The organism is Arthrobacter sp. 18067 (genome assembly GCF_902706295.1).
Classification (GTDB): Bacteria; Actinomycetota; Actinomycetes; order Actinomycetales; family Micrococcaceae; genus Arthrobacter.
Map to the genome: position 1 here is coordinate 19,040 of NZ_CACSJJ010000033.1, position 11,404 is coordinate 30,443.

Annotated in this window: 10 protein-coding genes and 1 pseudogene; all 11 read left to right on the forward strand. The window is 59.9% G+C overall.

Annotated features, from left to right (window positions below):
- Window positions 1–22: 22 nt before the first annotated feature.
- Window positions 23–784 (forward strand): FadR/GntR family transcriptional regulator, encoded by a 762-nt coding sequence (locus GVL04_RS23025; RefSeq protein WP_159708898.1) that lies wholly within the window; start codon window positions 23–25, stop codon window positions 782–784.
- A complete protein-coding gene (locus GVL04_RS23030; RefSeq protein ID WP_159708900.1) occupies window positions 781–1,497 on the forward strand; it encodes a cache domain-containing protein in 717 nt (238 codons plus the stop codon). Before GVL04_RS23025 ends, GVL04_RS23030 begins: the two co-directional genes overlap by 4 nt.
- Before the next feature lie 417 nt (window positions 1,498–1,914).
- Complete coding sequence (locus tag GVL04_RS23035; RefSeq protein WP_159708902.1) at window positions 1,915–3,399, forward strand: APC family permease; 1,485 nt, start codon at window positions 1,915–1,917, stop codon at window positions 3,397–3,399.
- A 408-nt stretch (window positions 3,400–3,807) separates the two neighbouring features.
- The gene (locus tag GVL04_RS23040; RefSeq protein WP_159708903.1) at window positions 3,808–4,185 is read left to right on the forward strand and encodes a cupin domain-containing protein; all 378 of its coding nucleotides are present in this window, start codon (window positions 3,808–3,810) and stop codon (window positions 4,183–4,185) included.
- Between the two features lie 8 nt (window positions 4,186–4,193).
- The gene (locus tag GVL04_RS23045; protein ID WP_159708904.1) at window positions 4,194–4,676 is read left to right on the forward strand and encodes a dimethylamine monooxygenase subunit DmmA family protein; all 483 of its coding nucleotides are present in this window, start codon (window positions 4,194–4,196) and stop codon (window positions 4,674–4,676) included.
- A complete protein-coding gene (locus GVL04_RS23050) occupies window positions 4,673–5,653 on the forward strand; it encodes a PDR/VanB family oxidoreductase (protein WP_159708905.1) in 981 nt (326 codons plus the stop codon). Before GVL04_RS23045 ends, GVL04_RS23050 begins: the two co-directional genes overlap by 4 nt.
- Window positions 5,650–6,648, forward strand: coding sequence for a DUF3445 domain-containing protein (locus GVL04_RS23055; protein WP_159708906.1), 999 nt, complete (start codon window positions 5,650–5,652; stop codon window positions 6,646–6,648). The genes GVL04_RS23050 and GVL04_RS23055 overlap by 4 nt, the downstream gene beginning before the upstream one ends.
- Before the next feature lie 51 nt (window positions 6,649–6,699).
- The gene (locus tag GVL04_RS23060) at window positions 6,700–8,643 is read left to right on the forward strand and encodes a primary-amine oxidase (protein ID WP_159708907.1); all 1,944 of its coding nucleotides are present in this window, start codon (window positions 6,700–6,702) and stop codon (window positions 8,641–8,643) included.
- A gap of 340 nt (window positions 8,644–8,983) precedes the next feature.
- Window positions 8,984–10,471 (forward strand): APC family permease, encoded by a 1,488-nt coding sequence (locus GVL04_RS23065; RefSeq protein WP_159708874.1) that lies wholly within the window; start codon window positions 8,984–8,986, stop codon window positions 10,469–10,471.
- 48 nt (window positions 10,472–10,519) lie between these two features.
- Window positions 10,520–11,191 (forward strand): DUF5134 domain-containing protein, encoded by a 672-nt coding sequence (locus tag GVL04_RS23070; protein WP_159708872.1) that lies wholly within the window; start codon window positions 10,520–10,522, stop codon window positions 11,189–11,191.
- 102 nt (window positions 11,192–11,293) lie between these two features.
- A pseudogene (locus GVL04_RS23075) lies at window positions 11,294–11,404 on the forward strand (class II fructose-bisphosphate aldolase); the annotation flags it as partial.

Genomic DNA, 11,404 nt, shown 5'->3' on the forward strand with positions numbered 1-11,404 from the left:
CCAACCCTCGGAGCGCAGACTCTTGGCATCGCCGTCCTCCTTCCAGTCGCAGATTTACCGCTCCTTGCCGGAAATCGAGCGCGCCGAGGCAATCGTCGACAGAATATCCACGGCGATCTCGCTCGGCTTACTGAAAGTGGGCGAACGCCTGCCCGCTGAAGCGGCACTCTCGGAAATGTTCGGAGTTGGCGGCGCTACTCTTCGCGAGGCGTTGACTGAACTGCGGGACCGGGGAATCGTCGAAACCCGCAGGGGCCGGAGTGGCGGGTCTTTTGTGGTCAAGCAGCCGCAAACACAGGCTGACGCCATGCGGTCGTGGTTCCTCTCGACGTCGATCTCGGAGATTCGCGATATCGGAGATGAACATGCCGCCATTGCGGCCGCAACCATCAGGCTGGCCTGTGAGCGCGCTGAAGCCCACGACTTCGAGCGCCTCCAGGAACTTGCTCGTTCCTTGGTACTCGCCCACTCCCCTGAGCACCGCGCGTCAGCCGACAGCCGCTTCCACGTCGAACTGGCTGTTGCAGCCCAATCACCCAGACTCGCCAATGCGGAGATCCGGCTGCAACAGGAGACAGTCCAGCAGTTGTGGACCCCTCTTGCCGTAGCATTTGACCCCGAAACGGCAACCGCCGAACACTTGGAATTGGTTCGGGCGGTTGCCCAGGACCAGCCCGAGAAGGCCCAGGAATTGGTGCTTGGACACATCCGGCGGAACATTTTCCACCTGATTGATACTAAGCTCACAGTCGGATACGCCCTTTCGAATCAGGATGCCCAATGAAGCTCGACAACGAAGTCGTACACGCTGCACATGCCCTCGCCCTATGGACCAGCGACGTCCTGGCCGAGATCAACCACCTCGCCGGGCACGTTGCCGAACTGGTGGAAAAGAACCTTGCCGGCCGGCCGAAAGTGGACGAGTCATCATTGCTGGGACTTGAGGCGCTGTCACGGGAATTCCTGGCCAAGAACTCGTTTGCTGTTGGCGCGGGGACCTTCTTCGCTGCCCAGTCCGTCGAGGCGGAAGGCCACATTTTTGAGTGGTGGTCCCACGGAAAATCCGGTTCCTCCTCCATTGAGAAACTTGATGCAGACCTGACTCCTGGCAGCCATCGCTACTACGACTACGAGAAACTGCCGTTCTTCTCCACCGCCGCTTCCACTGGGGAACAGACCCTCTGGGGCCCGTACATCGACTACCTCGGCTTCGATGAATACATCATCACGCTGACTGCCCCTTTCTCGATTCACGGCACATTCGCCGGAGTCGCGGGATGCGACATCCTCGTCAAGGACCTGGAGCCGCTCATCATGCCGCACCTGCGTGCCATCCCAGGCAATGCCGCGATGGTGAACGCCAGCAACCGCGTCATCATGGGAAATTCCGGGACGTACCTGGTGGGCGAACGTATTAAGCCCGGGTATCCGGAGGACCAGCAGCGCATCGACCTGGATGTCCCGCATCTGGGCCTCTCCCTGGTTTACAGCGCCTAGCATTGGTGCCCTACGGCACCCCTCCCAAATTCATTTCGGCAAAAGCTGTTGAAATGAAGGTATTTGGATGTAACCTCGGAAGTGATCCATTTCACAGGAAGCTCGGAACGGTAGCGGACGGCCTGCCCCACAGTCGCAGGTGATAAATCACCATTCTTCCGTTGACGGCACCTCGTCCGGTCCGTCGCCAGTTCCACTCCGGCCGCGCCCCACTGACGACCAGCAGCAGCGCGTTCGAAATTCCGGAACCCCAGCTTCTTCCATGCCTCGACGCGCGGGCAATCGACGCGCACTCTGGATGTTAAGACATAACTTGCCGGTGGAGTTCGCTGCCCTTTTCGGCGCGGCCACCGGAGGGGACGGCAAGTTGATCCAACTGAAGGAGACAGGCTCTTAGTTCAGTCAAGGGAGATTGTTATGAGTGAAAATCGTTCAGATGGACCCGGTGGCCTCGAAAGGTCAATCGATTGGAAGCAAGGACTGGCCATCGCACTGGGTGTGCCCCTGTTGATCCTGCCCTCCTTGGGATATCTGCCGATGTATTTGGCGGCTGGAGCCATTGTTGTCTGGGGACTATCGGTGGTTCAGGGCTTCTTCCAGAACGCGGCCTATGCCGAGTTGGCCACTACCTTTCCCAAAGCTTCCGGCCTCCCGGGCTTTGCCCAGCACGTTTTCCGCACCGAGAATTACCAAGGCAAGTACGACAAGAGCAAGTTGCTCGGCGGTTTCAGCGCCTGGAGCTACTGGTTCGCATGGACTCCGGTCCTGGCGATCTTTTCCATCCTGGTGGGAAGCTACCTCCACGGCCTGTTTCCCGTCCTGGCCGAAACATTCAGTGCCAACCAACTCGCCCTGATGGCAGGAGCTGTGATCTTCGGCGGTTTGTTCGTGGTGAACTGGTTCGGACTCAAGGATGGCGCGAAACTTGGCTACATCCTTGCCGCGTTTTCCCTGATACCCCTGGTGGTGCTCACCGTAGCGCCGTTTGCCACAGGGCACGTCGAAATGAGCAACATCACCGGAAACTGGCTGCCGGCCGACTGGTCTTGGGATATGCACCACATCCTGATTCTCCTGGGCATCTTTGCGATCGCCCAGTGGAGTGCCTGCGCCTGGGAAACGGCAGCCATCTATGGCCCTGAGTACAAGAACCCGGGCAAGGACGTTTCCAAGGCACTCTTTGCCTGCGGCACTATCTGCTTCTTCTCCTTCGTCCTGGTTCAGGCAGCCGTGATCGGCGTGCTGGGTGTCGATGGAGTCCGTGCAGAGCCAGTCTCACCCCTGATCCCTGTTGCCACCGCCGTCTTCGGAACTGCCGGCTCCGTCATCACCATCATCATGTTGATCGCCGCCATGGTCCTCATCATGCAGACGGCTTATCTGGGCTCTTCGCGAGCCATGCATTCCATGGCCATGGAAGGCAACCTTCCCCGATCCCTCGGCAGGACGAACCGCAACGGCACACCGTTCGTTGCCATGTTGATCATCGGCGCCTTCAACCTCGTGCTTATCTTCATGGGCAACCCCGCCGCAATCGTTGCCGCATCAGCTATCGGGTACACCTGTGCCAACGGAATCAGCTTGTTCGCGTACGTGAAAGCCAAAAAGCATCCCGCTTTTGCGGGGTTGGAAAGGCCCTTCAAGGCGCCCAAGGGCTGGAAAAACGTCGCACTGCTGTTCGGCCTGTTCAACCTGCCCCTCTGCCTGATCGGCGTGGTCTATTTGAACAGCCTGGAGATCGGCTGGGCGCCTACATGGGTCGGCTTCATCGTCCTGGGACTTTACATCCCCATCTGGTTCTATTCGCAAGGGGAAGCGGCGCGCTCAAAACTGAGGGCGGCCGCCGCCGTCGAGCCTGCCGGCCGCCGCGAAGAAGACCTTGAGGACGTGCCAAGTACCTAGAAGGCAACACAGGGTGCACCACCAGCCGTAAACAGACTTAGCCGAGGACAGGACCGCGCCAGACGGTCCTGTCCTCGGCTTTTTCCCTGTGTTTAAGCGCCGTCGTTTAAGCGCCGCCGCAGCCAATCCATACCGCGTCGGCGCCTCCACTTTGAAAACAATCCAGAAATATTCTAAAAAAGTCTGGACTATAAGTATTAGCTGGCGTAGTTTTACTTGTGAGGCCAAGAAGTGACTCGCATCACAGGCTTCCTGTTCTAATCCGAGGCCACAACTAGCCCGGAAAACAAGGAATTCTAGCCACTCCTCGGACCAATCGGGCCAGTCGGCCCACTTTCACTCATTTGCTAAATGCTCTTGTAGTGAGACATTTCTGACGACTCACACCTTCACTCAAAGGAGAGACCCATGGAAACGCTCGTAGGAACACTCAGCAAGGCCGGATCCATTCACAAGGTCGAAGGCGGCTATCTCGGAATTCCGTCGATGGACGAGCCCGGGACCATCGCTGCAATCGGTGACGCCCTGCACAACCCGGAAGGCTCGGTCATGAGCGCCGGCTTCTTCGAGCTCAAGGCTTCCGAGCCGCTGGTGTACACGTACACCTATGACGAAATGAAGGTGGTCATCCAGGGCGAATTCATTCTCACCGACCAAACCACCGGCGACGTGACCCACGCGAAGGAGCGCGACGTGCTGTTCTTCCCCAAGGGAACAACCGTCAAGTTTGAAACGCCCGAGTACGGTCTCGGGTTCTTCGCCGGCCACCGTTCCTTCGCACCGTAGGACCCGCCATGCGTTCCGCGTCCATGCCACCGGCAGCAGGCACCGGCCTGGAACCTGGTTTTCGCGGTGTCATCTGCGCATCTTTTGGCACAGGTGACACCGCGAAGCTACACAGCGATGGCCAGCCCAAGCATGATTTCCGATTCGACGCCGCAACCCCTGAAGCCCTTTCGCAGCTGAGGTCCGCCCTCGGGTGCTCGAAGGTGGGGGTCCGCCTTCTGCTCGCCGGCCCCACACCAGACATTCGTGCGGCGGCCGCCGTCGCAGCAGAATGCGGACTTCAGCAGGAGGAAATGACCCTCCTGAGCGAGGAAGCGGCACCCAGGGCAATTTACTGCCCGCATTGCCACTCCACCACAACAACGCTACGGGTGGCCGGCTCCGAGGTGCGCTGCAAAGGTTGTGGCACCAACCTCACCACTACTGACCATTTTTCCCGCCGGATGGGCGCGTACCTGGGGTACCAAGCCCATGTCGAGGAGGCATCATGACTGTTGCGGCACTCCCGATCAGTCCCCATCCAGCAGTGGATGGCGGTCTGCAACTCGAGGTAACGAACGTCAGCCCACAAACGGACTCGATTGTCAGCATTACGCTGGCAGATCCGTCTGGCCGGAAGCTACCGTCCTACGTTCCGGGCAGCCATTTGGTGGTCCAGTATGGCGGAGAGGGCGTCAATGCCTACTCGCTCACAGGTTCCGGAAATGATCCATCCGAATACACCATCTCGGTCCTCCGCGTCGAGGAGGGTGCCGGCGGCTCCATGGCCATGCATAGGCTCACGGCCGGTGACCACGTCTACGTTTCGCGGCCCCGCAGCGCCTTTGCCCCTGCATCCACGGCCACACACCATCTGCTCGTGGCGGCGGGAATAGGAATCACCCCGGTCCTTTCGCACGCCCGTGCCGCCGCTGACCATGGCACCACATCGTCACTGATTTACGTGTACCGCCCTGGTGCAGGTGCCCACGTGGACGAAGCAAGGGAGCTGCTGGGACCCGCCTTGACCGAGTGCAGCAACCGCGACAGCTTCCAGACGGTCCTCACTGAGCAGCTCACCGCCCAGGGCGTGGGAACCCACCTCTACGTCTGCGGCCCGATTCCGTTCATGGATGCAGTCCTGGACCACGCGCGTGAATTGGGTTGGCCATCGGCCCGGTTGCACTCCGAGGCCTTTGGAGCAGCTGAACTGGACGAGGGTGAGCCGTTCATGGTCAACCTCGTCCGCAGCGGCCTCAGGCTGGAGGTACCCGCCGGCGTCTCTCTCCTGGACACACTCGAAAAGGCAGGGAAAAGCGTCCCCAACATGTGCCGCAAAGGAATCTGCGGCGAGTGCGTCCTCCCGGTCCTCAGGGGGGTTCCGCAGCACAGGGACCTCTACCTCACCGACCAGGAGAAGGCCGAGAACACCACAATGATGTGCTGTGTTTCACGCAGCGAAGACCCGGAACTGGAGTTGGACCTTTGAGCATCATCATCGACAAAGACATGGATATCGAATCCCTGCCGGACCGCATCAGGCGCTTCCCCTTCCCCTTCAGCGGCGACACCTACCGCTATAGCGCCAATGTCCAGCCGGCCAACAACGCGGCGGCCACGGACGTCGGCTCCTGGGGCGCAGGGGTAATCGACATTGACGAGTTCTATCTCGACGAACTCGCTGACCGCGACCGGATCCTGAGGCGCGACCCGTCACGCATGCAGGTCCTGCCGCACATGCGCCCTGCCGTGTGGGACACAGTGGCCACCTTGCTGCCCACGATGGCGGAGGAAAACCCGGACATCATGTCCTTCCACCGTGAAGGCAACAACTGCCGCTGGCAGAACAAGCTCCAAAACCTCGACGTCGAGTTCACTGTCGGCGACGACGACTCCCTTCCGGATGGACCACTGCGGTTCCTGGGTACCCAGATCCAGGACGACATCGTCCTCCTGGATATCAGGGACAACACCATGTGGCTCGACGCCGGCCTGGTCAGCTTCGCCGCAGACTGGTCCTTCGGATTCGACGTCGGCATGAGCTTCATGGAGATCCACCACCCTGTTCCGAGGGTCAAGGAAGAGAACATCATCAGCCGCGCCGAGCAATTCCTCATGCGTCTGCAGCCCGGTGAACAATTCCGACGCACCAACTGGACCATGACCATCGGCAGGCGGCTGGACACTTCCACCGAGACGTACCCCGAATGGGGCCCCGACCGCGGAACCATCGCCAATGATCCGGACATGCCGGACAAGCTCCACCTGCGCGTCGAGGTCCAGCACCTGATCCGACTCCCCCATACGGGAGTACTGCTGTTTTTGATCCGCAGCTACCTCCTGCCTCTGAGGGACATCGCACAGGTACCCACCTGGCGGGAGAAATTCGGCAACGTCCTGGCCGAGCTCCCCGAAGACATGGCGGAATACAAAGGCATCATCCGTTACCGGAAGGCAGCCTCGGACTGGCTGCTTGCCGGCTGATCACCATCGATCAATCGACATATCAAACACATCAAAACAAAGGAGTTAGTCGTGACTTTGAATGCTGAAACTGGGGTTCTTGTGGGGGTTTCGCACCCGTTGGATCCGTTGTCGCGGGAGGAGATTTCCCGTGCTGTGGCGATTTTGAAGGAGGGTCCTGCGGCGGCGGAGTCGTTCCGTTTTATCAGTGTTGAGCTGCGTGAGCCGGCGAAGGAGGATCTGCGTAATGGTGTGCAGGTCGCTCGTGAGGCTGACGCGGTCCTGGTTGATCGTGCCGGGGCGCGTTCGTACGAGGCTGTTGTTGATCTTGACGCCGGCACGGTGGATCGGTGGACCCAGCTCGCCGCGGATGTCCAGCCCCCGTTCATGCTGGACGAGTTCGCTGAGTGCGAGGAAGCGTGCCGGAAGGACCCGGACGTGATCGCGGCCCTGGCCAAGCGGGGCCTGACGGACCTGGACCTGGTCTGTTTCGAGCCGTGGTCGGTGGGGTATTTCGGTGAAGACGCCGAAGGCCGGCGGTTGATGCGTGCCCTGGTGTTTGTCCGTGACGAACCCGATGACAGCCCGTACGCGCACCCGATCGAGAACTTCATCGTGTTCTATGACCTCTCGGCCGGTAAAGTCGTCCGTCTCGAAGACGACCAGGCCATCCCGGTCCCGTCCGCCCGGGGGAACTACCTGCCCAAGTACGTCGGTGAGGCCCGCACGGACCTGAAGCCGATCAGCATCACCCAGCCCGAAGGGGCCTCCTTCACGGTCACCGGCAACCACGTCCAGTGGGCCGACTGGTCCTTCCGGGTCGGGTTCACCCCGCGTGAAGGCCTGGTCCTGCACCAGCTCAAGTTCCGCGACCAGGGCGTCGACCGCCCGGTCATCAACCGGGCCTCGCTCTCGGAAATGGTGGTCCCGTACGGTGACACCGCACCGGTCCAGGCCAAGAAGAACGCCTTCGATTCCGGTGAATACAACATCGGCAACATGGCCAACTCCCTGACCCTGGGCTGTGACTGCCTGGGCGAGATCAAATACTTCGACGGGAACAGCGTGGACTCCCACGGCAACCCGTGGACCATCGAGAACGCGATCTGCATGCACGAAGAAGACGACTCGATCCTGTGGAAACACTTCGACTTCCGCGAAGGCACCGCCGAAACCCGCCGGTCCCGGAAACTGGTCATCTCCTTCATCGCCACGGTCGCGAACTACGAATACGCCTTCTACTGGCACCTGTTCCTGGACGGCTCCATCGAATTCCTCGTCAAAGCCACCGGCATCCTCTCCACCGCCGGGCAGAACCCCGGCGAGAAGAGCCCCTACGGGCAGAACCTGAACAACGACGGCCTCTACGCCCCCATCCACCAACACATGTTCAACGTCCGCATGGACTTCGAACTCGACGGCCCCAACAACGCCGTCTACGAAGTGGACATGGAATACCCCGAACACAACCCCACCCACACCGCGTTCAAAGCCGTCGACCGGCTCCTGGAAACCGAACAACAAGCCATCCGCAAAACCGACTCCGCCAAACACCGCTTCTGGAAAATCGCCAACCACGAGAAAACAAACATCGTCAACGAACCCGTCGCGTACCGGCTCATCCCCACCAACGGCATCCAACTCGCCGCCGGCGACGAGTCCTACGTCTCCAAACGCGCCCAATTCGCCCGGAACAACCTCTGGGTCACCGCCTACGACCGCACCGAACGCTTCGCCGCCGGCGAATACCCCAACCAAGCCACCGGCGCCAACGACGGACTCCACATCTGGACCCAAAAAGACCGGAACATCGTGGACCAAGACCTCGTCATCTGGTACACCTTCGGCATGCACCACGTCGTCCGCCTCGAAGACTGGCCCGTAATGCCCCGCCAAAACATCGGCTTCATGCTCGAACCCCACGGCTTCTTCAACCAAAACCCCACCCTCAACCTCCCCACCGGAACAACCAACACCACCACCAACGACACCTGCTGCCACACCAACAACCAGTAAGTGGGACAGCCACGTCACTAGCACCAGGCAGTAACTGCTTTACCTCGTTTCACTGAGATCCCCGGGACCGCCAGGCGGCAGGGCCGCCTCGGCGGTCCCCGGGACCTCACCCTTCATGCCCCGTTCGGCATAACGAACGCCTCGCAGACCAGCGCACCAGGCAGTCGCCCCATGCGCACCGGGCAATCGCCCCATGCATGGCCCACACTTCACATCTCCAGAACGGGAATTTCCCCGTACCTACATGCGTGCTTCGACGGGCGTGCGGGGGATCCGTCTCAAACGCGGCCAAGTGCCGACGTCACTACGTATCCGACAACGTTGTCAAAGGAAGATTGCCATGAGTCAAAACAGCTTGGATGAAGCCGATCACCTGAAACGGTCAATCAACTGGAAACAGGGTATGGCCATCGCATTGGGCGTGCCCTTACTGATTTTGCCGTCCCTGGGCTATATACCAATGTATTTTTCTGCTGCTGCAATCCTCATCTGGGGATTGTCGGTCATTCAGGGCTTCATACAGAATGCCGCATACGCAGAAATGGCCACCACTTTTCCCAAGGCGTCCGGCCTTCCTGGCTTTGCGCAGCACGTTTTTCGTACCGAGAACTTCAAGGGCAAGTACGACAAGGGCAAGCTGATCGGAGGCTTCACCGCGTGGAGCTATTGGTTTGGCTGGAGTCCCATCATGGCGATCTTCTCCATCCAGGTAGGCAATTACCTGCATGGGCTGTTTCCAGCGCTGGGCGATACATTCAGCGAGTATCAGCTCGCGTTGATCGCCGGCGTGGTGATCTTCACCGGGCTGTTCGTGGTGAGCTGGTTCGGTCTGAAAGATGGGGCAATCCTGGGTTACATCCTGGCGGCAGTCTCCCTGATTCCCTTGGTTATCCTGGCTGTGGCACCGTTTGCGACAGGCCATGTTGAGATGATCAACATCACCGGAAATTGGTGGCCGACTGACTGGGCCTGGGACGGGCACCATATCCTGATCCTCTTCGGCGTCTTTGGGATCGCACACTGGAGCGCCTGCGCTTGGGAAACGGCAGCCATCTATGGTCCCGAATATAAGAATCCGTCCAAAGATGTCCCCAAGGCGTTGTTGGCGTGCGGCATCATCTGCTTATTCTTGTACGTAATGCTCCAGGCGGGAGTTATCGGTGTCCTGGGAGTTGACGGTGTGATCGCCGAGCGCGTATCGCCCCTGATCCCGGTAGCCCAGGCCGTTTTCGGTCGGGCCGGCACAATGATCACCATCATCATGCTCATAGCCGCAATGATTCTGATCATCCAAACCGCTTATCTGGGTTCCACCCGGGCAATGCACTCAATGTCGGTGGAGGGCAATCTCCCCAGGATCCTCGGACGGACGAATCGCCGGGGAACTCCCTGGGTTGCCATGCTGGTTGGTGCAGCCTTCAACCTGGCTTTTATCTCAATGAACAGCGCTGCTGCGATCCTGGGTGCCTCGGCAATTGGCTACACCGTGGCCCACGGCATCAGCCTTTTCGCCTATGTCAAGGCCAACGGTCCTGCTTTCGCGGGCCTGGAGAGGCCATTCAAGGCTCCCAGGAACTGGAAGATCATGGGCCTGATCTTTGGGCTGTTCAACGTTCCACTGTGCGTGATCGGTGTGGTCTACGTAAACAGCCTGGAAATCGGCTGGACCCCCACTTGGGTCGCCTTCATTGTGTTGGCCCTGTTCCTGCCCATTTGGTTGTATACCCAGCACGAGTTGCGGCGCCATAAGAAGAAGGAAGCCACTCCAAGCTCTTCGGACAACCACGCAGAAGATGAGGCCGCAGTACTGGTTACCGACTTCCGCTAACGAACCCCTTCCAGTACCAACCCCGTCCTGTTCCCGAAGGAGACTCCCGTGCTGGCATCTTTCCTCAGCATCCCCGTCAGCCTGTTCCTTGTCGCCGGCGCGGTGTTTTGCCTCACCAGGGCATTCCGACGCAGCTCATGGGTATCCACATGGAACTACGGCATTCATGCGCTCATGGCTATTGGCATGCTGGGCATGGTCTGGCACGGCGTCGAGCTGCCACTTCTACCGCAGCTGTTGCTGTTCGGCGTCGCCTCTTTCTGGTTCCTGCTGCAGGCTGTTTCCAGGGCCGAATTCCTACTGGTGTGCCACACCCGTTCCGGTCGACTCAGCTGTTTCTACCACGCAGCGATGCTTGCAGCGATGGTCTTTATGCTCCTCCTTCCCCATTCGGCAACCCTTCAGGAAGCAGCAACCGTGGGTGTCGATCACACTGCGTATGCCTCCCATGCCGGTCACGCGCTGGCCGCGGCTCTTCCATCAGAGCCTGCGGTCAGCGCGCTGTGGATGCAGCCGGCCGCGCAATTGTTGGCTGCTCTCTTTGCCCTCGCCGTCCTGGTATGGCTCCTGCCGATCGATCGCGTTGCTGCCCGTCTTCGGTCTGGAAAAGCGCTTGGCATGAGCAACTCCTCCCGGCCGCCCCACATCATTCTCGAGCGTTCCTACGAGGCGGGGTCCGCGTTGACGATGTCGCTGATGTTCGCCGCCGCAAGTATGTAGATCGAAGCCAGGTCTCTCACCCATTCCGCGCCGCCCACCAAACCACCGGTCCAACAGCCGGCCAACCAAGCGCTTCGACGAAGCCCCAGCATAGGAGTCACCATGCCCATTGCAACCCCAGAGATTTACTCCGAGATGATCGACCGTGCGAAGGCTGGCGGTTTCGCTTTCCCCGCGGTCAACGTGACGTCGTCGCAGACTCTGAATGCTGCG

Excerpts from the sequence above, each read along its gene's own strand:
- GVL04_RS23040 (WP_159708903.1), top strand. The coding sequence starts at position 3,808 with ATGGAAACGCTCGTAGGAACACTCAGCAAGGCCGGATCCATTCACAAG.
- GVL04_RS23030 (WP_159708900.1), top strand. The coding sequence starts at position 781 with ATGAAGCTCGACAACGAAGTCGTACACGCTGCACATGCCCTCGCCCTA.
- GVL04_RS23045 (WP_159708904.1), top strand. The coding sequence starts at position 4,194 with ATGCGTTCCGCGTCCATGCCACCGGCAGCAGGCACCGGCCTGGAACCT.
- GVL04_RS23065 (WP_159708874.1), top strand. The coding sequence starts at position 8,984 with ATGAGTCAAAACAGCTTGGATGAAGCCGATCACCTGAAACGGTCAATC.
- GVL04_RS23050 (WP_159708905.1), top strand. The coding sequence starts at position 4,673 with ATGACTGTTGCGGCACTCCCGATCAGTCCCCATCCAGCAGTGGATGGC.
- GVL04_RS23035 (WP_159708902.1), top strand. The coding sequence starts at position 1,915 with ATGAGTGAAAATCGTTCAGATGGACCCGGTGGCCTCGAAAGGTCAATC.